Annotated in this window: 19 protein-coding genes; 7 read left to right on the forward strand and 12 right to left on the reverse strand. The window is 68.2% G+C overall.

Going from position 1 to position 21,643, the window contains the following annotated elements; translation table 11 throughout:
• A partial coding sequence (gene puuE / locus VGV58_RS25420; protein WP_326876853.1) for an allantoinase PuuE occupies positions 1-1,291 on the forward strand: 1,291 nt, incomplete at its 5' end.
• 7 nt (positions 1,292-1,298) lie between these two features.
• Here the strand turns inward: puuE and VGV58_RS25425 are convergent.
• Positions 1,299-2,177 carry a LysR substrate-binding domain-containing protein gene (locus VGV58_RS25425; RefSeq protein WP_326876854.1) on the reverse strand — a complete coding sequence of 293 codons (879 nt, stop codon included), beginning with the start codon at positions 2,175-2,177 and terminating at the stop codon, positions 1,299-1,301.
• 144 nt (positions 2,178-2,321) lie between these two features.
• Between VGV58_RS25425 and gcl the strand changes: the two genes are divergently transcribed.
• The 6 genes from gcl to VGV58_RS25455 all read left to right on the forward strand — a co-directional run bounded on the left by gcl (position 2,322) and on the right by VGV58_RS25455 (position 9,569).
• Positions 2,322-4,097 carry a glyoxylate carboligase gene (gcl, locus tag VGV58_RS25430; RefSeq protein WP_326876855.1) on the forward strand — a complete coding sequence of 592 codons (1,776 nt, stop codon included), beginning with the start codon at positions 2,322-2,324 and terminating at the stop codon, positions 4,095-4,097.
• A 23-nt stretch (positions 4,098-4,120) separates the two neighbouring features.
• Positions 4,121-4,900: a hydroxypyruvate isomerase gene (gene hyi, locus VGV58_RS25435; RefSeq protein ID WP_326876856.1), complete on the forward strand. Its 780-nt coding sequence runs from the start codon at positions 4,121-4,123 to the stop codon at positions 4,898-4,900.
• A 23-nt stretch (positions 4,901-4,923) separates the two neighbouring features.
• A complete protein-coding gene (gene glxR / locus VGV58_RS25440; protein ID WP_326876857.1) occupies positions 4,924-5,817 on the forward strand; it encodes a 2-hydroxy-3-oxopropionate reductase in 894 nt (297 codons plus the stop codon).
• Between the two features lie 39 nt (positions 5,818-5,856).
• Complete coding sequence (locus VGV58_RS25445; RefSeq protein WP_326876858.1) at positions 5,857-7,137, forward strand: allantoate amidohydrolase; 1,281 nt, start codon at positions 5,857-5,859, stop codon at positions 7,135-7,137.
• A 14-nt stretch (positions 7,138-7,151) separates the two neighbouring features.
• The gene (locus tag VGV58_RS25450; RefSeq protein ID WP_326876859.1) at positions 7,152-8,780 is read left to right on the forward strand and encodes an HAL/PAL/TAL family ammonia-lyase; all 1,629 of its coding nucleotides are present in this window, start codon (positions 7,152-7,154) and stop codon (positions 8,778-8,780) included.
• A 99-nt stretch (positions 8,781-8,879) separates the two neighbouring features.
• Entirely contained in the window at positions 8,880-9,569 is a 690-nt protein-coding gene (locus VGV58_RS25455) for a DUF2161 domain-containing phosphodiesterase (protein ID WP_326876860.1), read from the forward strand.
• Between the two features lie 19 nt (positions 9,570-9,588).
• On the opposite strand, the gene VGV58_RS25460 is transcribed toward VGV58_RS25455, so the two are convergent.
• The 11 genes from VGV58_RS25460 to VGV58_RS25510 form a co-directional block, all read right to left on the reverse strand.
• Positions 9,589-10,644: an NAD(P)H-dependent flavin oxidoreductase gene (locus VGV58_RS25460; RefSeq protein ID WP_326876861.1), complete on the reverse strand. Its 1,056-nt coding sequence runs from the start codon at positions 10,642-10,644 to the stop codon at positions 9,589-9,591.
• Positions 10,645-10,753: 109 nt separating this feature from the next.
• Positions 10,754-10,984, reverse strand: a complete 231-nt coding sequence (locus VGV58_RS25465; RefSeq protein WP_326876862.1) for a tautomerase family protein — start codon at positions 10,982-10,984, stop codon at positions 10,754-10,756.
• 29 nt (positions 10,985-11,013) lie between these two features.
• The gene (locus VGV58_RS25470; RefSeq protein ID WP_326876863.1) at positions 11,014-11,724 is read right to left on the reverse strand and encodes an SDR family NAD(P)-dependent oxidoreductase; all 711 of its coding nucleotides are present in this window, start codon (positions 11,722-11,724) and stop codon (positions 11,014-11,016) included.
• Between the two features lie 150 nt (positions 11,725-11,874).
• Positions 11,875-12,804, reverse strand: a complete 930-nt coding sequence (locus VGV58_RS25475) for a LysR family transcriptional regulator (protein ID WP_326876864.1) — start codon at positions 12,802-12,804, stop codon at positions 11,875-11,877.
• An 81-nt stretch (positions 12,805-12,885) separates the two neighbouring features.
• Positions 12,886-14,604, reverse strand: a complete 1,719-nt coding sequence (locus tag VGV58_RS25480; RefSeq protein WP_326876865.1) for a Na/Pi cotransporter family protein — start codon at positions 14,602-14,604, stop codon at positions 12,886-12,888.
• A gap of 306 nt (positions 14,605-14,910) precedes the next feature.
• On the reverse strand, positions 14,911-15,573 hold the full coding sequence (locus VGV58_RS25485) for a transglutaminase-like domain-containing protein (RefSeq protein ID WP_326876866.1): 663 nt from the start codon (positions 15,571-15,573) through the stop codon (positions 14,911-14,913).
• Between the two features lie 13 nt (positions 15,574-15,586).
• A complete protein-coding gene (locus tag VGV58_RS25490; RefSeq protein WP_326876867.1) occupies positions 15,587-16,192 on the reverse strand; it encodes a 2-hydroxychromene-2-carboxylate isomerase in 606 nt (201 codons plus the stop codon).
• A gap of 3 nt (positions 16,193-16,195) precedes the next feature.
• Entirely contained in the window at positions 16,196-17,803 is a 1,608-nt protein-coding gene (locus tag VGV58_RS25495) for an acyl-CoA carboxylase subunit beta (RefSeq protein WP_326876868.1), read from the reverse strand.
• A gap of 4 nt (positions 17,804-17,807) precedes the next feature.
• Positions 17,808-18,308 (reverse strand): biotin/lipoyl-containing protein, encoded by a 501-nt coding sequence (locus VGV58_RS25500; protein WP_326876869.1) that lies wholly within the window; start codon positions 18,306-18,308, stop codon positions 17,808-17,810.
• Positions 18,309-18,310: 2 nt separating this feature from the next.
• Positions 18,311-19,810, reverse strand: a complete 1,500-nt coding sequence (locus tag VGV58_RS25505; RefSeq protein WP_326876870.1) for an acetyl-CoA carboxylase biotin carboxylase subunit — start codon at positions 19,808-19,810, stop codon at positions 18,311-18,313.
• Complete coding sequence (locus tag VGV58_RS25510) at positions 19,807-21,642, reverse strand: acyclic terpene utilization AtuA family protein (protein ID WP_326876871.1); 1,836 nt, start codon at positions 21,640-21,642, stop codon at positions 19,807-19,809. Before VGV58_RS25510 ends, VGV58_RS25505 begins: the two co-directional genes overlap by 4 nt.
• Between the last annotated feature and the right edge of the window lies 1 nt (position 21,643).

Here is a 21,643-nt window from a genome sequence, read left to right on the forward strand (position 1 = left end):
GCATGGCGATGCCGCCTCGGAAGCCTTCCTCTCCGAGATCGTCGGCGCCGCGCCCTGGCCCGGCCAGCGCCATATGAACATGGAGTCGATCTACGAATACGGCTCGCGCGCCGGCTACTGGCGGCTCTGGCGCATGTTCACTGAACGTAACATGCCGGTCACGGTCTTCGCGGTGGCCTCGGCACTGCAGCGCTATCCCGGGATCGTCGCCTCGATGCAAGAGGCCGGCTGGGAGATCGCGACCCACGGCCTGAAATGGATCGACTACCGCGACGCGCCGGCCGAGCTCGAGCGCGAGCACATCCTGGAAGCGATCCGTATCCAGGCCGAGCTCGCCGGGGAGCGCCCGCTCGGCTGCTATCAGGGCCGGACCTCGGTCAACACCATCCCGCTGACGATGGAGGAAGGCGGCTTCCTCTACACCGCCGACGTCTATGCCGACGAATTGCCCTATTGGTTGAAGGGACCGCACGGCCCGCAGCTCGCCGTGCCCTATACGCTCGACGCCAATGACATGCGCTTTGCGACGCCGCAGGGCTTCAACAGCGGCGACCAGTTCTTCGCCTATCTCAAGGATAGCTTCGACACGCTCTATGCCGAGGGCGAGAGCGCCCCGAAGATGATGTCGGTCGGCCTGCATTGCCGCCTCGTCGGCCGGCCCGGCCGGGCCGCGGCGCTCGCCCGCTTCCTCGACTATGTCCAGAGCCATGAGCGCGTCTGGGTCGCGACCCGGCTCGACATCGCCCGTCATTGGGTCAGGACGCATCCGCCGGAAGGCGGCTACGTGCCCTCGCGGCTGCCGCAGGCGCTGTTCGCCGAGGTCTATGGCCGGGTCTGGGAGCATTCGCCCTGGATCGCGCAGCAGACCCATGCCGGGGGCCTGACGACAGTGCAGGACACGGCCGAGGGCCTGCATCAGGCGATGGTCGCGGTGCTGCGCAAGGCCTCGCGCGAGCGGCAGAAGAGCCTGCTCGACGCCCATCCCGACCTCGCCGGCAAGATCGCCGCCGCCGGCGAGCTGACGCCGGAATCGGCCAGCGAGCAGGGCTCGGCCGGGCTCGATCGCCTGACCTCGGATGAGCGCGCCCGCTTCACCGCCCTGAACGAGGCCTACAAGGCAAGGTTCGGCATCCCCTTCATCCTGGCGGTCAAGGGCCTGAGCAAGGCCGACATCCTCGCCTCGTTCGAGCAGCGGCTGACCAGCACGCCGGAGCAGGAGTTCGCCACCGCCCTCGCACAGGTCGAGAAGATCGCCCTCATCAGGCTGAAGGAGATGCTGCCCGCTGGCTAGGACTTGCTCAGCCCGCCCTGGCCTGCGTAGCGAAGGCGATGAACTGATCGATGATCGGATCGGCGTCTTCTTGCGTCACCGCATGCACGTCCGCGACCGGGCAGGGGCCGGTGATGCGCAGATAGCGCAGGCCGGGCAGGCCCTGCCTGCCGACCGATTCCGGCACGAAGCCGATACCGAGTCCGGCTGAGACCAGGCTGACGATCGACATCGACTCCACCACCTGCTGCACGATTTTCGGCAGGAAGCCGAGCTGCGCGCAGAAGGATTGCAGATGCGCGGCGAAGGCGGAATCGCGCAGCCGGTAGAAGACGAAGTCCTCGTCCTTCAGTTCCAGGATCGTGGTCGCCTTTTTCCCCGCCAGCTTATGACCGGCCGGAACCGCAAGGCCGACCCGTTCGCCCCAGACGCGGCGGACGACGAGGTCGCGATCGTCGGGGGCAAGGCGCAGGAAGCAGATGTCGACCCGCCGCGCCTTGAGCGCCGCGACCTGCTCCTGCGGCGGCATCTCGTCGATGGTGATTTCGACATCCGGATGCAGGCGCTGGAACTCGGCGATCGCCAGCGACAGGCCACTCAGCAGTACCGAATTCGTCGTCGCCAGATGGATGATCCCGGCGCGGCCCTGTCCGATCGCCCTGACCTGCGCCGCCGCCTGCCGCGTCTGCGCCAGGATGGCGAGCGCATGGCGGCGGAAGGCATGGCCGGCGGCGGTGAGCTCGACCTGCCGGCTGCTGCGGCGGAACAATTCGGTCTTCAGCTCATGCTCGAGATCGCGGATCTGCTGGCTCAGCGGCGGCTGGGAGATATTCAGCTTCTGGGCGGCCGTGGTGAAACTCAGCTCCTCGGCCAGGGCCACGAAATAGCGCAGGTGACGCAGTTCCATCCCGGCCTCCGCATGGGACAATCAGCCTCTCATCTATATGCCATACATATAGATGATGACGAACAATATATTGGTCAGATTGGTCCATGGCTGCCATTCCTTCCTCCGACAACGGGCGCCGAGACGCCGAACGGAGGACGGGCCATGCCGAAGATGACCGCTGCCGAAGCCGCCGTGCTGATCCTGGAGCTGGAGGGCGTGAAGCAGGCCTTCGGCGTCCCGGGCGCAGCGATCAACCCGTTCTATGCCGCACTGAGGCCGCGCAACCGCATCGGCCACATCCTGGCGCGCCATGTCGAGGCCGCTTCGCACATGGCCGAGGGCTATACCCGCGCCGAGGCCGGCAATATCGGCGTCTGCATCGGCACGTCGGGGCCGGCCGGCACCGACATGATCACCGGGCTCTATTCGGCCTGGGCGGATTCGATCCCGATCCTGTGCATCACCGGCCAGGCGCCGCGCGCCCGACTGCACAAGGAGGATTTCCAGGCCGTCGACATCGAGTCGATCGCCAAGCCCGTGACCAAATGGGCGGTGATGGCGCGCGAGCCGGGGCAGGTCCCGGGCATCTTCCAGCACGCTTTCCACCTGATGCGCAGCGGCCGTCCCGGCCCGGTGCTGATCGACCTGCCTTTCGACGTCCAGACCGCCGAGATCGAGTTCGATCCGGACACCTATCAGCCGCTGCCGGTCTACAAGCCGGCGGCGACCCGCGCCCAGATCGAGAAGGCGCTGACCATGCTGAACGGCGCCGAGCGGCCGCTGATCGTCGCCGGTGGCGGTATCATCAACGCCGACGCCTCCGATCTCCTGGTCGAGTTCGCCGAGGTCACCGGCGTGCCGGTCGTCCCGACCCTGATGGGCTGGGGCACGCTTCCCGACGATCACCCGCTGATGGTCGGCATGGCCGGCCTGCAGACCAGCCATCGCTACGGCAACGCGACCATGCTCGCCTCGGACCATGTCCTGGGCATCGGCAACCGCTGGGCCAACCGCCACACCGGCAATGTCGACGTCTACACCAAGGGCCGCAGCTTCACCCATGTCGATATCGAGCCGACGCAGATCGGCCGGGTCTTCACGCCCGATTTCGGCATCGCCTCGGATGCGGGCAAGGCGCTGGAGCTGTTCGTGGAGGTCGCCACCGAATGGCGCACCGCCGGCAAGCTCAAGGACCGCACGGCCTGGGTCGAGGAGTGCCGCGAGCGCAAGCGCACCATGCTGCGCCGGACGCATTTCGAGGACAGCCCGATCAAGCCGCAGCGCGTCTACGAGGAGATGAACAAGGCCTTCGGCCGCGACACCACCTATGTCAGCACGATCGGCCTGTCGCAGATCGCCGCCGCCCAGTTCCTGCACGTCTACAAGCCGCGCGGCTGGATCAATTGCGGCCAGGCGGGGCCGCTCGGCTGGACGATTCCCGCGGCGCTCGGCGTCTGCGCCGCGACGCCCGGCACACCGGTGGTCGCGATCTCCGGCGACTATGACTTCCAGTTCCTGATCGAGGAATTGGCGGTCGGCGCCCAGTTCCGCACGCCCTACATCCACGTCCTCGTCAACAACTCCTATCTCGGGCTGATCCGCCAGTCGCAGCGCGGCTTCAACATGGACTACTGCGTGCAGCTGTCCTTCGAGAACCTCAATGCGCCTGAGCTCGGCGTCTACGGCGTCGACCACGTCAAGGTCGTCGAAGGCCTCGGCTGCAAGGCGATCCGGGTCACCGAGGTGAAGGACATCCTGCCGGCGCTCGAGCGGGCCAAGGCGATGCTGGACGAGTTCCGCGTGCCTGTTGTCGTCGAGATCATCCTGGAGCGCGTCACCAATGTCGCGATGGGGACGGACATCGACAAGGTGACGGAGTTCGAGGACCTCGCGCTCGCCGCCGAGGACGCGCCGACCGCGATCGCGCTGCTCGACTGATACCGATCGGGAGCTTTCAACCCATGCCGAAGTTCTGTGCCAACCTGACGATGCTCTTCAACGAGCATCCTTTCCTCGACCGCTTCGATGCCGCCGCTAAAGCCGGCTTCAAGGGCGTCGAGTTCCTGTTCCCCTATGCCTTCGCCAAGGACGATATCGCTGAGCGGCTCAAGACGAACGGCCTGGCCCAGGTGCTGTTCAACCTGCCGGCCGGCGACTGGGACAAGGGCGAGCGCGGCATCGCCTGCCATCCCGATCGCGTCGGCGAGTTCCAGGACGGTGTCGGCAGGGCGATTGACTACGCCAAGGCGCTCGGTGGCACCATGGTCAACTGCCTGGCGGGCCTGGCTCCCGCCGGGGTCGAGCGCGACAAGGCGCGGCAGACGCTGGTCGACAATCTCGCCTTCGCGGCGGCGGCGCTGAAGCGGGAGGGCATCCTGCTGATCATGGAGCCGATCAACGCTTATGACATCCCCGGCTATGTCGTGAACCGCTCGGCCGAGGGCATCGCCGTCATCGACGCGACCGGCTCCGACAATCTCAAGCTGCAATACGACATCTATCACATGCAGCGCATGGAAGGTGAGCTGGCGGCGACGATCGAGAAGCTGCTGCCGCGCATCGCCCATATGCAGCTCGCCGACAATCCCGGCCGCAACGAGCCCGGCACCGGCGAGATCAATTACGGCTTCCTGTTCGGGCTCATCGACCGGCTCGGCTACGCCGGCTGGATCGGCTGCGAATACAAGCCGAAGGCCGGCACGGTCGAAGGCCTCGGCTGGCTCAAGAACGCAACGCGCTGACGCGAAGGATCGGAGGACACGTCATGAAGATCGGATTCATCGGGCTCGGCATCATGGGCGCGCCGATGGCGGGCCAGCTGATCAAGGGGGGCCATGAGGTCCACCTCTACAGCCGTACCCAGGTTCCGCAGGAGCTGGCCGCGGCCGGCGGGCGCTCCTGCGCCTCCGCGACCGAGGTCGCGCAGCAGGCCGAGATCATCATCACCATGGTGCCGGACACCCCGCATGTCGAGGACGTGCTGTTCGGCGAGACCGGCGTCGCCAAGGGCCTGTCGAGGGGCAAGATCGTCGTCGATATGAGCTCGATCTCGCCGGTCGCGACCAAGGAGTTCGCCAGGCGGATCAATGTGCTCGGCTGCGACTATCTCGACGCGCCGGTCTCGGGCGGCGAGGTCGGCGCCAAGGCCGGAACGCTCTCGATCATGGTCGGCGGGCCGCAGGGTGCCTTTGATACGGTCAAGCCGCTCTTCGACCTGATGGGCAAGAACATCACTTTGGTCGGCGGCAATGGCGACGGCCAGACCACCAAGGTCGCCAACCAGATCATCGTCGCCCTCAACATCGAGGCGGTCGGCGAGGCGCTGCTGTTCGCCGCCAAGGCGGGCGCCGATCCCGCCAAGGTCCGCCAGGCGCTGATGGGCGGTTTCGCCTCCTCGCGCATCCTCGAGGTGCATGGCGAGCGCATGATCAAGCGCACCTTCGCGCCGGGCTTCCGCATCGAACTGCACCAGAAGGACCTGAATCTGGCCCTGTCGACGGCGCGCTCGCTCGGCGTCTCCCTGCCGAACACGGCGACAGCGCAGGAATTGTTCAACGCCTGCGTCGCCCATGGCGGCGGCGCCTGGGATCATTCCGGCATGGTGCGCGCGCTGGAGACGCTGGCGAATTTCGAGATCGGCCAGACCGACAAGGCCTGACCGGGATCGGCGAGGGCGCCGGTCGAGGGGACGTGCATCATGACGCTTCCACAGAACGCATCCCATGACGACCGCTCCAACGCGGCGCCGGACGGCCATGAGGTCATGCGCCGCCTCGACGATCTCGCGCGCTTCTCCAGCGACCAGGGCGCGCTGACCCGGCTCTTCCTGACGCCGGAGCATCGCCAGGCCATCGGCCAGGTCGAGGCCTGGATGCAGGAGGCGGGCCTTGCGACCCATGTCGACGACATCGGCAACCTCGTCGGCCGCAGTGAAGGCCGCGGCGAAGGCCTGCCGACTCTGCTGCTCGGCTCGCATATCGATACCGTCCGCAATGCCGGAAAATACGACGGCAATCTCGGCGTCGTCGCCGCGATCCAGGCCATCCGACGGCTGCGGGCGGAGGGGATAGAACTGCCCTTCGCCGTCGAGGTGCTCGCCTTCGGCGACGAGGAGGGCGTGCGCTTCCCGGTGACGCTGAACGGCTCGCGCGCCGTCGCCGGCCGTTTCGATCCTGCCGCGCTCGATGTCTGCGATACCGACGGCGTCTCGCTGCGCCGGGCGCTCACCGAGTTCGGCCTGGACCCGGCGGGCATCCCCGGTATCCGGCGCGATCCGGCCGAGATCCTCGGCTATGTCGAGGTGCATATCGAGCAGGGGCCGGTGCTGGAGGAGCGCGACCTGCCGGTCGGCATCGTCACCGCGATCAGCGGCGCCAGCCGCTTCGCCATCACCATCGACGGCGTCGCCGGCCATGCCGGCACGGTGCCGATGAACCTGCGCCGCGACGCCTGCGCCGCTGCTGCAGAAATGATCCTGGCGGTCGAGCGCGTCGCCTCGATGCGGCGCGACGTCGTCGCCACGGTCGGGCGCATCGCCATCGCGCCGAGCGCGGTCAACGTCATCGCCTCGAAGGCCGAATTCTCGCTCGACCTGCGCAGCCCCTCGGACGAGGCGCGCCACGCCGCCGTCCGCGACCTCAAGCGCGCCTTCGAGGCGATCGCCGCCTATCGCAACGTGACCTCGACCATCGTCGCCTTCTACGAGGAGGATGCCGCGGTCTGCTCGCCGGCGATCGTCGCGGCATTGGAGAAGTCGGTCGCGTCGCGAGGCGTCGCGCCGCTGCGGCTGCCGAGCGGGGCGGGGCATGACGGCCTCGCCATCGCCAATCTCTGCCCGTTCGGCATGCTGTTCATGCGCTGCGCCGGCGGCATCAGCCACAACCCGGCGGAGGCGGTCGAGGCCGCCGACGTGCAGGTGGCGGTCGACGTGCTCGTCGACGTCCTGCGCACCGCTTCTCCCGAAACCTTCAGGACCTGAGCAGGAGACCGACCATGAGCGTAGCGATCGACGGAACGACACTGACCCCGGAGCAGGTGGTGCGCGTCGCGCGCGCCGAGGGCGGGGCGGGCTTCGCCGCCGCGACGCTGGCGCCCGAGGCGCGCGAGCGCATCGCCGAGGCGCGCGACTATATCGACACGAACTTCATGAGCGACGATGCGCCGTTCATGTATTCGTTCAACACCGGCGTCGGCCTGTTCAAGGACCAGCGCGTGCTGATGTCCGAGATGACGGACTATCAGCGCAACACCGTCTACGCCCATGCGACCGGCATCGGCGAGCCGCTGTCCGAGGACGCGACCCGCGCCACCATGCTGCTGCGCGCCAACGCCTTTGCCTCGAACTATTCAGGCCCGCGTGTCGAGGTGGTCGAGCGCCTGCTCGAATGTCTGAACGCCGGCCTGCATCCGGTGATCCCGTCCAAGGGCTCGGTTGGCGCCTCCGGCGATCTTGCCCCGCTCGCCCATATGTCGGGCGCGATCTGCGGCTTCCCGGAAGCCGAGATGGTCTACAAGGGCGTGCGCATGCCGGCGCGCGAGGCGCTGCAGCGCGCTGGGCTTTCGACCGAGTTCCCGCTCGCGGCCAAGGACGCTTCGGCCCTGATCAACGGCTCCACCGTCTCGCTCGCCGTCGGCGTGCTGGCGATGGAGGATGCGCGCCGGCTGCTGAAGCATGCCGACATCGCGCTCGCGCTGACGCTGGAATGCATCCGCGGCGAGCTCGCCGCCTTCGATCCGCGCGTCCACAAGGCGCGCCCGCATCCCGGCCAGGCGGCGACGGCGCGCAACATCCTGCGCATCGCTGGCGATTCCAAGCGCTGCGGCGAGGCGGCAAGGCAGCTCGTCTTCCCGGACGAGGCCCGCGCGCCCGGCAGCAAGGCCCCGCCGCGCGTGCAGGACGTCTATTCGATCCGCTGCGGCCCGCAGGTCCACGGCCCGGTGCGCGAGGCGATGGAGTTCGTCACCCGCGTGATGACCACCGAGATCAACTCGGCCACCGACAACCCGCTGATCTGCAAGGACGGCGACGGCTATGTCTGCATCTCGGCCGGCCATTTCCACGGCGCCTATGTGGCGCAGGCCATGGACCTGCTTGCCATCGCCGCGACCGATCTCGGCTCGATCTCCGAGCGCCGCCTGGCGCGCCTGATCGATCCGACCATGAGCTACGGCCTGCCGCGCAACCTGCTCGCCGGCAAGCGCGGGCTCAACACCGGCTATGCCACGGTGCAGTGCTCGATGTCGGCGCTGGTGATGGAGAACCGGCACCTCTCGACGCCCGGTTCGGTCGATTCGATCCCCGGCAAGTCGAACGCCGAGGACCATGTCTCGAATTCGACCTGGTGCGCCCGCAAGGCCCGCACGGTGGTCGAGAACGTCGAGCAGATCCTCGCCTGCGAGATCCTGATGGCGGCGCAGGCGCTGAGCCTCGTCGATGACCTCGCCAGGGACTATCCGATCGCCAAGGGCAGCCGCGCTGCGCTCGATGCCGTGCACGCGGTCATCCCGCCCGCGCTCCAGGGCGACCGCTGGTACGCCACCGAGATCAACCAGGCGCTGGCGCTGCTGCGCTCAGGCGCGATCGTCGACGCCGTCGAGAGCGCGGTCGGCCCGCTGGAATGACGATCGGAAACGCCCGGCTCCGGCCGGGCGCTACGGCGCCTGTTCGGCACTTCGAAACGTCTTGGTACCATCATGGTGTGAGTCGTCCGGAGAGCCCGCGTGGAAACCACCCTCTACCCGCCCGTCAAGCGCTTCCTCGAGGAGCTCGGCTATGCCGTGAAGGGCGAGATCGGCCGCTGCGACCTCGTCGGTCTGAAGGAGGGCGATCCCACCGTGGTGGTGATCGGCGAACTGAAGCTGGCCTTCAACCTGGAACTCATCCTGCAGGGTGTTGACCGGCTGCGCCTCGGCGACGAGATCTGGCTGGCGGCGCAGCTCTCCGCCAGGGGCAAGGGGCGCGAGAGCGATCCGCGCTATCGCGACCTCTGCCGCCGGCTCGGCTTCGGCCTGCTCGGCGTCAGCAGCACGGGCCGGGTCGAGGTGCTGGTGTCGCCGGTTGCGCCGACGCCGCGCAAGAACCCCAAGGCCCGCTCGCGGCTGGTCGACGAGCACCGGCGGCGCAAGGGCGATCCTGCCGCCGGAGGCAGCACGCGCCGGCCGATCATGACCGCCTATCGCCAGCAGGCGCTGGCCTGCGCCGCGGCGATGAGCGCGGCGCCGCAGCGGCCGCGCGATCTCAAGCCGTCTTGTCCCGACGCCCAGAAGATCCTGCACCGCAATGTCTATGGCTGGTTCGAGCGCGCCGAGCGCGGCGTCTACGGGCTGACACAGGCTGGCCGCAACGCGTTGGCGCTCTGGGGGGCGAACTGCCCGCCGGTCGAGGTCGAGCGCGGCAGGCTGTCGGCTTAGGTCGTCGCGGCAGCCTCCATCAATCGCCCAGGCCCGCGAGCATCCGCGTCAGCGCCGCCGATGTCATCGGCCTGGCGAGTGGGTAGGACTGGCCCGCCCAGAGCAGGGTGAAGTCGTCGCGGCCGGCCGTTTCCGCGGCGCTGCGCAGCGGCCCCAGCGCCGTGCCGGCGGTCGGGAAGGCCGGCGCGAGCTCCGAGATCGGGCCGAGCTCCGCCATCGCCCGGTTGACGATGCCGCGCGCCGGCCGGCCGGTGAACAGGTTGGTGATCGCGGTCGGCCGCTCGCTCATGCCAAGCGCCTTGCGGTAGATCGGCGAGATCTTGGCCTCAGGCGTGAACAGATAGGCGGTGCCGACCTGGACGGCCGCTGCTCCAAGCGCGAAGGCAGCTTCCACCCCGCGCCGGTCGGTGACGCCGCCGGCGGCGATGACCGGGACCGGGACGGCGTCGACGACCTGCGGCACCAGCGCGAAGGTGCCGACCTGCTCGGATATCCGGTCGTTCAGGAAGATGCCGCGATGGCCGCCGGCCTCGGCGCCCATGGCGATGACGGCGTCGACGCCGTGCTCGGCCAGCCAGCGCGCCTCGGGCACGGTGGTGGCGGAAGCGATGATCCTGGCTCCAGTGCGCTTGACGCGCTCGAACAGCTCCGGCGCCGGCAGGCCGAAATGGAAGCTGACGATCTCGGGGCGATACTCTTCGACGACGCCTGCCAGGCCTGCGTCGAAGGGCGTGCGTCCGCTCGGCGTCTTCGGCATGTCCGGATCGAGCCCGGCCTCTGCATAGTAGCCACCGAGGTGCTTCAGCCAGGCCGCCTGGCGGGTGGGATCGTCGGCCGGGGGCGTGTGGCAGAAGAAGTTGACGTTGATCGGCCGGCGCGTGCCGGCCCGCACCGTGTCGAACGCGGCCCGCAGGCCCGCCTCGTTGTATTGTGCGCCGGCCAGCGAGCCGAGGCCGCCGGCTTCGCTGACGGCGATGACCATCTCCGGCGTTGAGGCGAGGGCCATCGGCCCCTGGATGATCGGCAGTTCGATGCCGAACAGGTCGAGCAGCTGTGCTTGTGCCGTGCTGGTCATGGTCGTTCCTCACAAGGGCCGAACGGGCAGCGGCCAATCTCCGCCGCGGCCCGTCGATTTCAAGGCGAAGGTCAGCGCATCCGCAGTGCAGGATTGAGCGAACCTCTGGTCAGCTCGCCGCACGTCGCTTGCGGTATTCCGGAACGGGCAGGCCGCCCCAGCCCCAATTGTCGAGCGCGACCTCCTCGATCACGACGAAGGTCGAATCGAACGGCTTGCCGAGCACGTCGAGCAGGAGCTGGCTGGCCCCGGCGATGAGTTTGGCCTTCTCCTCGGCGGTGGCGGCGCTTTGGCCGGGCGCGGAGCCCTCACGGGTGATCTGGATAGTGACGATCGGCATGGCAATCTCCTGCTGGTTCGACTTGCGGGTCAATGGCCGGCGCTCTGGCCGCCGTCGACATGCAGGATCTCGCCGGTGACGAAGGGGGCGCTCTCCAGGAACAGCACGGCGTCGACGATGTCCTTGATCTCGCCCAGTCGCTTCACCGGATGCAGGCCCGCCAGGAATTCGTGCGTCTGCGGTGCGTGCATCGGCGTCTTGATGATCCCCGGCGAGACCGCATTCACGCGGATGCCCTTCTGGGCGTACTCGATGGCGAGCGCCTTGGTCGCCGAGTTGATGCCGCCCTTGGTCAAATTGGCGAGCACGGTCGGGACGGAGCTGACGGCCTGGTCGGTCAGACTGGTGGTGATGCTGACGATGTGGCCGGAACCCTGCGTCAGCATGGCACGCGCGGCCTGCTGGGTGATGTGGAAGAAGCCGGCGAGATTGGTCGCGATCTTCGCCTGGAAGTCCTCGGCCGTGTAGTCGGTGAAGGGCTTGGCGATGAAGATGCCGGCATTGTTGACCAGCGTGTCGATGCGCCCGAAACGGGCGAGCGCCTCGCGGACGACCCGCTCGGCCGTCGCCGGGTCGGCGATGTCGCCGGGTACGGCGAGAACGTCGGGGTCGGCGCCCTGCGTGATCGAGCGCGATGTCGCGACGACACGATAGTTGCGGTCGCGGAAACCCTTGACCAGCGCGGCGCCGATGCCTTGCGAGGCGCCGGTGATGATCGCCACCTTCCGTTCGTTGCTCATGATGTTCCTCGTCTTTTCGACAGCGAGCGGACGTGCCGCTGTCCGGCCCTCCGGCCTGGTGACGGGGAATCTGGAGTATCTCGCAATTCGGCTGAATGCCCGTCGTTCGACAGTCATTCTTCCTTCAAGCGGAAGAATGACCCGTCAGGATCACATCGCGACCGACGCGGCCGAAAGCCGCGCGAACTCGGCGCGCAGCCGCGGTACGGCGAAATCGATGAACGCCCGGACCTTCGGGACGCTGGCCCGGCCCTGTGGCATCACCAGATTGACCGGTCGCGCCGGCGGCTCGGCATCCCGCAGCAGGAGCTGGAGCGCGCCATCCTGGACCTGCTCGGCGACGTGGTAGGTGAGGAGGCGGGTGACGCCGAGCCCGCCGAGCGCGGCCCCCCGCGCCGCGCGAACGCTGTTGACGACGAGCCGCGGCTTGAACTGAACCGAGCGCGGAACCGCCCCGCCCTTGGCAGGCGGGAAGGTCCAGGCATCGCGCCCGAAATCGGTACAGGCGACGATGCTGTGCTTGGCGAGGTCGCCGGGCTCGTCGATGCGTGGATGCTGGCTGAGATAGCGCGGTGAGGCGACGGTCACCAGCCGCACCTCGCCGCCGATGCGGATCGCGGTCATCGAGGAATCCGGCAGGTCGAGGATGCGCAGGGCGATGTCGATCCCTTCCTCGACCAGGTTGGCGCCGCGCACCAGCAGGACGAGATTGACCGAGACCGCGGGGTGAGCCTCGATGAAGGCATCGACGATCGGCCGCAGGATTTCCTCGCCGCTGATCGGTGGCGCTGTGATGGTCAGGGTACCGCGTGGAGCGGCCTGCTCGCCGGCGCCGACGGCCTCCAGCTCGTGCAGCTCTGCGAGAATGCGGCGGCAGACATCGGCATAGCGCTCGCCGGTCTCGCTCAGCCTGATCGAGCGGGTGGTGCGGTGCAGCAGCGGCGCCCCGGCCTGCTGCTCCAGGAAAGCGATCGCTCGGCTGACCGCGGCCGGCGAGCGGCCGAGTAGGCGTCCCGCTCCGGCGAGGCTGCCCTCGTCGAGTGCGGCGATGAATACCTTCATCGCGTCGATGCGATCCATCAGACCTCAGCCCCCTGGCTGCCTAGGCTCGGCCATTCCGGCGGGCTGTCAAGCGTCGCTGAACGGAGCCTGGCCCGGGCCTCAGGCCGGCTTGTGCGGCAGCGCGAGGCCGTAGCCGCCCTCCGCGGACTGCTCCTCGGCCTTGCGCAGCCTGGTGTCGCTGAGCTCGTCGGCCGCTTCCAGGATCGGGTAGGCGATCGAAGTGATGTGGCCGTGGATGCGCTTCAGGTCGCGCAGCACGTCGAGATGGATAGACGAGGTCTCGAGCGATTCCGTGACCCCGCTGCGCAGGCGCTCGTAATGCTTCTCGGTCGCCATGCGCTCGGCGACACGCATCGCGCTCTTCTCGTCGAAGAGCTGGCGGGCGAGGCCGATATCGCGCGTGGCCAGCACGTTGAGCGCCAGTTGCAGGCTGTGGCTGACTCGCTGATGGAAGTCGCGGATCTCGGCGAGGCCGTCCTCGGAGAAGCGGTAGCGCTTGCGGATCTTCTTCTCGGCGAGTTCGCGCAGGTTCTTGTCGATGATGTCGCCGATATGCTCGAGATTGGTGGTCGCCGTGATGATCTCGAACAGGCGCCGGCTGTCCTCCTCATCGAGCGGGCGGCGCGAGAGCTTGACGAGATAGAGCTTGATCGCCTCGTGGATCGCGTCGACGCCGTCATCGGCGGCCGCGATCTCGCGCGAGAGGGCGAGCTTGTCCTGCTCCAGCAGGACCTGCAGGTCCTTCAGCATGGCGCCGACGCGGTCGCCGAGATGCAGCGTTTCCCGCATCGCGCTGGCAAGCGCTTCGGGCGGGCTGTCGAGCAGGCCGGCATCGAGATAGAGCGGCCGGATGCGCTGTTCGGCTTCGGGCTTGGCCGGAGTCAGGCGCGTGACCAGCGCCGCGATCGGCTGGACGAAGGGCAGGAAGGCGACGGCGCCGATGATGTTCAGCGCCAGATGGATCTCGACCGCCAGTCGCGAGGGATCGTGCGACAGCGCCGAGAACCAGACCGAGAGCGGCTTGGCGAAGGGAATGACGACGAGCGCGATCAGGATGCGCGTCAGCAGGTTGGCGAGCGCGACGCGGCGCTGCACCACCGGCGCGCCGAGCTGGTCGAGCACCGGCACCAGCGCGTTGCCGAGATTGGCACCGACGATCAGGATCAGCGCGGTCGGCGCCGGGAACAGCCCGCCGGCCCAGAACGAAGCGATCAGCAGGACGATGGCGAGGCTGGAATGGGTCAGCCAGGTCGCCGCGACGGTGATCGCGACGGCGAGCAGCGGCTCGCTCGCCAGTGCCTCGAACACCGAGCGGAATACGGGCGATTGCGCCAGCGGGGCCGAGGCGGTCTTGAGCTCGGCGAGCGAGAGCAGGATCAGGCCGATGCCGACGATCAGGCGCCCGATATTGCGGGCGCGGTTCATCGCCTCGTTGGCGAGATAGAGCGCGACGCCGACGGCAAGGCAGGCGCCCCAGAGCCAGCCGAGCTCGAAGGAAACCAGGAAGGCCGCGATCGCCGTGCCGACATTGGCGCCGAGCAGCACCGCGAAGGCCATGGGCAGGCCGATCAGCGCCTGCCCGGCGAAGGAGGAGAGCAGCAGCGTCGTCGCCGTCGAGCTCTGCAGGATCAGCGTCACCACCGCTCCGCTCGCCATCGCCGAGACGCGGTTGCCGGCGAAGCGCGCCAGGCCCTGCCGCAGCGAGGGGCCGAATGCCCGCGTCGCGCCCGTCCGCACGAGCCTGACCGCCCAGATCAGCAACGCCACCGAACCGGCGAGGTGGATCAGGATGGCGGTGGTGCTCTCGGCGGCGTTCATTGCGGGGAGGGCGCTCCTTCAGGCGGGAATCAGGGAGGTCAAGCGGCGGATTATGCCGCTTAATTCGTTAGCCGTCTTATAAAATCGGCGGCGAAAAGGGTCTACTTCTTGCGTATTCTGATCGAGACGGCTCGGGAATGGCCGGCGAACTGCTGCAGCCTTGCCGGCTGGCGGGAAACCGCAAGACCGGAGGCTGCCAGTAAACGCCGGCGAAGCCGCGTTGCATAGCCGGTCAGTGTGGAGGAATTGAGGTCACGCATGCGATCCGCCGGCGGCGACGCGCTGGCCGCGGACCTCAGGCGGGTTTCAGCGGGATTTGCCGGCGAGGGCGGCGCGCTCGGTCGCCATCGCCGTGATCAGGCGAGGATAGGCGTCCTGCATCGCCTCGCGGAAGGCCTCGAATGGCATCTCGTCATGGTCGCCGCGGTCGAGCACATAGTCCATGTGCTGGCGGCCGGCGGCGTCGAAGGGCTGGAAGATCGAATCCGTGCTGCCGTCGAAATCGAGCGGCTCGACGTCGAAGCGGGCGCAGAAGGCGAGGTCGAAGGCCGGCGTCGCCTTCACCCAATGGCCTTCGATGTGGAGCAGCGTATAGGCGTGCCAGCGGAAGACGTCGGTGCCCATCAGCTCGAGGATGCGCGGCGAAGCCAGGTGGTTGCGCACATCGGCGAAACCGACACGCGCCGGTATGCCGGCCGCACGGCAAACCGCGGCCAGCGTCACCGCCTTGGGCACGCAGAACGAGCCCTTCGCCTCCAGGCAGCGCGAGGCGACGAAGATGTCGCGCTCGATGCCGAAATAGCGCAGGTCGTAGGGGATCGCGTCGCGGACGGCGTAGTAGAGCCGCACCGCGCGGTAGCGGTCCGGGCCGCTGCCGGCATGCTTCTCGACGAAGGCGCGGATTGCCGGTGCATTGGCATCGATGAAGGGCGTCGCCTTCAGCGCCCCGGCGAGCCTGTCGTCGCTCATCACACCCTCCCGTTCATGCCGCGCGTGGATGCTGCAGCCGCCAGGCGATCTGCGGCAGGCGGTCGGCGCCGAAGAAGCTCTCGCCATCCAGCGTCACGAAGGGCACGCCGGTGATATTGGCCGCGTAGGCCTCGTCCACGGCTGCGCCGAGGCGCTGGCGGCCTTCGCTGCCCTCGATCATGGCGCGGATCGTCTCCGGAGCCTCGTTCGCGAGGCAGGGCAGGACGGCGAGCACGTTCGGGTCGGCGATATCCTCGCCCCGGGCGAAGAAGGCCTCGAAGATCTCGCTCGCCAGTCGCAAACCGTCCTGCGGCCGTGTCGCGGTCCAGCCGTGATAGAGCCGGCCGGCGAGATGGGCTGAGATCTGCAGCGGTTCAGGGATACGGAAGGGCAGGCCGAAGAATTCGGCCGAGCGCACGACATCCTCGAGGAAGTAGCGGCGCCGCGTCGGCTTCTCCAGCGGATTGACGACGCCCTGTTGCTTGAACACCGCCCAGAGCAGGATCGGCCTGAGCTCCAGCGTCCGGCTATGCTCTTCAGCCAATCGCGCCAGTGGACGAAGCGCGAAATAGGAATAGGGCGAGGCGAAATCGAGATAGAGGCGCAGCGCTCCCGGCATCGATCAGAACCTGAAGACGCCGTAGCCGGGTGGGCCGAGCGGAGCGTTCAGCGAGGCCGAGATCGCCACGCCGAGCGCATTGCGGGTGTCGAGCGGGTCGATGATGCCGTCATCCCAGAGCTCCGAGGTCGAATGATAGGCCGAGAGCTGCTCCTGGTAGGCCTTGCGCGTCTCCTCCCAGAGCTGGTCGATCGCGCTCTGGTCGACCGTTCCGCCATTGCGCTTCATCTGGTTGGCCTTGACCTCGGCCAGCGTGTTCGCCGCCTGGTCGCCGCCCATCACGCCGATCTGGTGGTTCGGCCAGGAGAACAGGAAGCGCCCGTCGAAGGCGCGCCCGCACATGCCGTAATTGCCGGCGCCGAACGAGCCGTTGCACATCACCGTGAATTTCGGCACCCGCGAGCAGCTCTGCGCCATGATCATCTTGGCGCCGTCCTTGGTGATGCCGCGCCGCTCATATTCGCGCCCGACCATGTAGCCGGTGATGTTCTGCAGGAAGACCAGCGGCGTGTTGTTCTGGTTGCAGAGCTCGATGAAATGGGCGCCCTTGATCGAGGAATCGTTGAAGAGAACGCCATTGTTGGCGAGGATGCCGACCTTGAAGCCCCAGATATTGGCAAAGCCGCAGACCAGCGTCGTGCCATAGTTTGGCTTGTATTCGTGGAAGCGGCTGCCATCGACGATGCGGGCGATGATCTCGCGCATGTCGAAGGCCTTCTTGATGTCGTCGGGCACGATCCCGTAGATCTCGGCGGGATCGTAGAACGGCTCCTCCGGCGCCTCGCGCTGAGCCTCCCAGCGCGGCAGCCGGTCCCATTGCGAGACGATGTCGCGGCCGATCTCGATGGCGTGCTCCTCGCTATCGGCGGGATAGTCGCAGGTGCCGGAAACGCTGGTGTGCATCTCGGCGCCACCGAGTTCCTCGACCGTGACGTCTTCGCCGGTCGCCGCCTTCACTAAGGGCGGGCCGCCCAAGAAGACCGCGCCGGTGCCGCGCACGATCACGCTGTAGTCGGAAAGCCCCGGAATATAGGCGCCGCCGGCGGTGCAGTGGCCGAAGACCAGAGCGAGTTGCTTCACGCCCATCTTCGACAGCATCGACTGGTTGCGGAAAATCCGCCCGCCCATATAGCGATCGGGGAACAGCTCCGACTGGAGCTGCAGGAAGCCGCCGGCGGAATCGCAGAGATGCACGACCGGCAGCCGGTTCTCCATGGCGATGTCGAGGGCGCGGACGATCTTCTTGACCGTGAGGGGATACCAGGCGCCGCCCTTCACCGTCGGGTCATCGGCGCGGATCATCACCTCGCGGCCGGAGACCATGCCGATGCCGACGATCGAGCTGGCCGAGGGCGATTCCCCGCCATAGGCCATGTTGGCGGCGAGCGAGGAGAGCTCGAGGAACGGCGTGCCGGGGTCGAGCAGCATCTCGATGCGCTTGCGCTGCGGCATCTTCTGCTGGCGGGCGAGCCGGTCGAGATCGCGCTGCGGGCGGGCGTGGCGCGCCGCCTCCTGCTTCGCCTTGAATTCGGCGACGAGGCGGCGGTTATGCGCCTCGTTGCGGCGGAAATCGGCTGAAGTCGTGTTGATCGAGGATTGCAGTCTGGACATCGGGTCAGCCTTCCGCCGGAGCCGCGAGACGGGCGAGCACGGCGTCCTTGTCGAAGCCTTCGCCCTCGCGTGCCGCGATCTCGGCGATCTCGCCGTCGCGCGGCGCATCGAGCTTCATCTGCAGCTTCATGCTTTCGATGGTGACGACGGTCTCGCCGCGCTGGACATGGTCACCGACGCGCTTGTGGACCACGACGACAGTGCCCGGCATCGGCGCGCGCACGACATTGGCGCCGCCACCGGCGGCAGAAGCTTCCGAAGCGGCATCGAGCCGGCGCAGAGCGAAGCTGCGCCCGTCCAGCCGGACGATGGCGCCATCGGCGCTGCCGGCGCGGGCGAAGGCGACCGGCTCGCCGTCCACGGTCAGCCGGCGGCTGCCGTCACCGGCTTCGTCGAGGTTCTCCACGACATGCCGGCGGCCATCGACCGAGAGGACGAGGTGAGGCCGGCGCGCCAGGATGGTGACGTGGTGGACGGTGCCGTCGAGATCGAGCTTGAGGACCATCGTCAGTTCCTCCAGCGCCCGATCGAGGCATGTGGCTCGGGCACGCCGAGGATGAGGTCGTGGAAGTCGCGCAGGCCGAGCGCCGCGGCGATCAGGACCTTGTCGCGCATCGCCGCGTCAGGCTCGGCGGCGGCGAGCGCCGCCTTGTGCTGAACGACGAAGCCGGTGTGCAATTCACCGGCGGCGAAGGCAGGATGGCTGAGCACGCGGGCGAGGTAGTCGATATTGGTCTTGACCCCAAGCAAGGCGAGATCGTGCAGCGCCGTGATCGTGCGCCGGGTCGCGCCGGCCCGATCCGGCCCATGGGCGACGAGCTTGGCCAGCATCGGGTCGAAGTCGGCGGTGACGCGCTGGCCGCGGTCGAGCGCGTTCTCGAAGCGCAGATATGCGGCCTGTGGCGCATCGAGATGCAGGATCGTGCCGGTCTCCGGCAGGAAGTCGCGCTCGGGATCTTCGGCGCAGACCCGGCACTCGATGGCGTGGCCGTTGGCGCTGACTTCATCCTGTGCGAAGGGCAGGTCACGCCCGGCGGCGATCTCGATCTGCAGGCGTACGAGGTCGAGCCCGGTGATCATCTCGGTGACGGGATGCTCGACCTGCAGGCGCGTGTTCATCTCCAGGAAGAAGAAGCGGCCGTCGGCGCCGAGGATGTATTCGACCGTGCCGGCGTTGCGGTAGTTCGAGGCTGCCGCGAGCCTGACGGCCGAGGCGCAGATCTCGTCGCGCAGCGCGGCTGGCAGGTTGGCGGCCGGGGCCTCCTCGATGATCTTCTGGAAGCGGCGTTGCACCGAGCATTCGCGCTCGAACAGGTGGATTGCATTGCCCTTGCCGTCGCCGAATACCTGCACCTCGATATGGCGTGGCCGCTCGACGAAGAGCTCGGCATAGACGCGCCCGTCGCCGAAATAGCGCTGCGCCTCGCTCGCGGCGAGGCGCGCCGCGCCTTCCAGCTCATCGGCGGAGCGGACGATGCTCATGCCCTTGCCGCCGCCGCCCGCCGCCGCCTTGATCAGCAGCGGGAAGCCGATCTGCGTCGCCTGGCGGGTGAATTCGGCGAGGTCCTCGGTCGGCATCACCGAGGGCGCGACCGGAACGCCGTGGTCGGCCGCGAACTGGCGCGCCGAAATCTTGTCGCCCATCAGCGCGATGGTGTCGGCATCCGGGCCGATGAAGGTGAGGCCAGCCTCTGCCACGGCGCGGGCGAAGCGGGCATTCTCCGACAGGAAGCCATAGCCCGGATGGATCGCGTCGGCGCCGACAGCACGCGCAGCCTCGACGATCTGGGCGATGTCGAGATGGGCCGCGACCGGCGTCTCGCCGGAGATCTCGACCGCCTGATCGGCCTCGCGCACATGCCGGGCGCGGGCCTCTACCGGGTGATGGATCGCGACCGAGGCGATGCCCATCTCGCGCAGCGTCCGGATCACCCGGCAGGCGATCTCGCCGCGATTGGCGATCAGAACCTTGCGGAACGGCGGGTTGTCGTCCGGAGCCGTCATCATGCGTTGTCCGTGATCTTGAGGCCGTGGAGAGGGCCGCCCGGAGCGAGCCAGGCGGCGGGCACCGGCACCGGCAGACTCATCAGCACCTGCGCCATTGCCTTGCCCTGCGGGTCATGGCGCAGCGAGGCGATGCCGCCGCCGCCGAGCGCGCGATGCATGACGAGGTTGAAGCCGGCGAGGCCCGGCCAGTCGAAGCGCTCGACCTTGCCCGCGACATGGTGGGCGAAGTGCTGGCCGACCGCTTCCGGCGTCAGCCCGCGCCTGAGCCAGGGCAGGAAGGCGGCATCGCGCGCGATCACCCCGACATTGGCGATGTCGCCCTTGTCGCCGCTGCGGCCGAAGGCGAGGGCAACGAGCGGGACGGCAACCGTCTCGCCAGTAGCCTCCGCAACATCCGCGGCTGTGCTGGCAGGCGAGGGGACGTCCGCGGCCGCCGCGGGGATATACGCCGGCACCGGCAAGCGCGTCTCGCCGAGGCTCACGATCGGCTGCAGTTCGGCCTTGTCTATCAGGAAGGAGAACAGCCTGATCACCGGCTGCGGCTCGGGTCGGCCACCGGCGAAGCCGGTCAGGCTCTGCGCCATCGCGGTCGCGGCCGGGTAGATCTCGCGGGCGAAGATCTGCAGCGCCTCCTTGCTCGAATGGCGCACGCCGATCTTGAGCACGACCTCGCGCGTTGCCCGCGCCCGGCTCTGCGCGCCATAGCTCGCCTCGGCGCCGAGCGTCTCGACCGAGGTCTCGGCGAAATCCGGGAGGCCCGCCTCGCGGATCAGCCGGCCGCAGCGGGCAAGGATCGCCCTGGCGACGGCTTCGGCCCGCTCGGCCGCCTCATCGCCGACGATCATCATCGTCGCCGTGCAGCGATAGCCGTCGGGATAGGTGGCGCTGACCTTGTAGCTGCCGGAGGGTGCGCGTCCGCGCGCGCCGGAAACCCGGACGCGATCAGGGCCGGCGGCTTCCAGCCTCACCTGCGACCAGTCGCAACAGACATCGGGCAGCATGTAGGCGGCGGGATCGCCGACCTCGTAGACCACCTGCTCGGCAATGGTAGCCGGGCTGATGCGCCCGCCGGTGCCTTCCGGTTTGCCGATCTCGAAGCTGCCATCGGCGCGGCAGTCGGCGAAGGGGAAGCCCATATCGGCCCAGTCGCCGGCGACGTCGCGCCAGTCGGTGACGATGCCGCCGGTCGCCTGCGCGCCGCATTCGAGGATGTGACCGGCCAGGCTCCCGGCCGAGAGGCGATCGTAATCCTCCAGTGTCCAGCCGAACTCATGGATAAGCGGGCCGAGCACCACGGCGGAATCGACGCAGCGCCCGGTCACCACGACATCGGCGCCGGCTGCGAGCGCGGCTGCGATCGGGAAGGCGCCGAGATAGGCGTTGATGCTGGCGGTCCGCTCGGGGAAGGGCGCGCCCGAGAACATCTCGGTGACATCAGCAGCGCGCAGGCGCTCGGCCTCGCCCGACAGGTCGTCGCCGGTGACGATCGCGACCTTGAGATCGACGCCGGCCTCCTTGAAGGCCGCGAGCAGGGCGTCGCGGCAGGCTTCCGGGTTGACGCCGCCGGCATTGGTGACGACGCGGATACGCTTTTCCGCGATCTCGCGGGCGAGCGGCTTCATCACCAGCGAGACGAAGTCGGTGGCATAGCCGAGCGCCGGGTTCTTCGCCTTCATCCGGGCGAGGATCGACATGGTGATCTCGGCCAGATAGTCGAGCACGAGATAGTCGATGCCGCCCTGCCGGACGAGCTGGCGCGGCCCTTCCGGGCTGTCGCCCCAGAAGCCGGCGCCGCAGCCGATGCGGATGCTCTCGCGCATTGTCGCCACCATG

The organism is Allobosea sp. (assembly GCF_035944895.1).
Taxonomy (GTDB): Bacteria; Pseudomonadota; Alphaproteobacteria; order Rhizobiales; family Beijerinckiaceae; genus Allobosea.

Bases quoted from the DNA above. Each gene is read 5' to 3' on its own strand.
- VGV58_RS25425 (WP_326876854.1), bottom strand. From the start codon at position 2,177: ATGGAACTGCGTCACCTGCGCTATTTCGTGGCCCTGGCCGAGGAGCTG.
- gcl (WP_326876855.1), top strand. From the start codon at position 2,322: ATGCCGAAGATGACCGCTGCCGAAGCCGCCGTGCTGATCCTGGAGCTG.
- hyi (WP_326876856.1), top strand. From the start codon at position 4,121: ATGCCGAAGTTCTGTGCCAACCTGACGATGCTCTTCAACGAGCATCCT.
- glxR (WP_326876857.1), top strand. From the start codon at position 4,924: ATGAAGATCGGATTCATCGGGCTCGGCATCATGGGCGCGCCGATGGCG.
- VGV58_RS25445 (WP_326876858.1), top strand. From the start codon at position 5,857: ATGACGCTTCCACAGAACGCATCCCATGACGACCGCTCCAACGCGGCG.
- VGV58_RS25450 (WP_326876859.1), top strand. From the start codon at position 7,152: ATGAGCGTAGCGATCGACGGAACGACACTGACCCCGGAGCAGGTGGTG.
- VGV58_RS25460 (WP_326876861.1), bottom strand. From the start codon at position 10,644: ATGACCAGCACGGCACAAGCACAGCTGCTCGACCTGTTCGGCATCGAA.
- VGV58_RS25465 (WP_326876862.1), bottom strand. From the start codon at position 10,984: ATGCCGATCGTCACTATCCAGATCACCCGTGAGGGCTCCGCGCCCGGC.
- VGV58_RS25470 (WP_326876863.1), bottom strand. From the start codon at position 11,724: ATGAGCAACGAACGGAAGGTGGCGATCATCACCGGCGCCTCGCAAGGC.
- VGV58_RS25475 (WP_326876864.1), bottom strand. From the start codon at position 12,804: ATGGATCGCATCGACGCGATGAAGGTATTCATCGCCGCACTCGACGAG.
- VGV58_RS25480 (WP_326876865.1), bottom strand. From the start codon at position 14,604: ATGAACGCCGCCGAGAGCACCACCGCCATCCTGATCCACCTCGCCGGT.
- VGV58_RS25485 (WP_326876866.1), bottom strand. From the start codon at position 15,573: ATGAGCGACGACAGGCTCGCCGGGGCGCTGAAGGCGACGCCCTTCATC.
- VGV58_RS25490 (WP_326876867.1), bottom strand. From the start codon at position 16,192: ATGCCGGGAGCGCTGCGCCTCTATCTCGATTTCGCCTCGCCCTATTCC.
- VGV58_RS25495 (WP_326876868.1), bottom strand. From the start codon at position 17,803: ATGTCCAGACTGCAATCCTCGATCAACACGACTTCAGCCGATTTCCGC.
- VGV58_RS25500 (WP_326876869.1), bottom strand. From the start codon at position 18,308: ATGGTCCTCAAGCTCGATCTCGACGGCACCGTCCACCACGTCACCATC.
- VGV58_RS25505 (WP_326876870.1), bottom strand. From the start codon at position 19,810: ATGATGACGGCTCCGGACGACAACCCGCCGTTCCGCAAGGTTCTGATC.
- VGV58_RS25510 (WP_326876871.1), bottom strand. From the start codon at position 21,642: ATGGTGGCGACAATGCGCGAGAGCATCCGCATCGGCTGCGGCGCCGGC.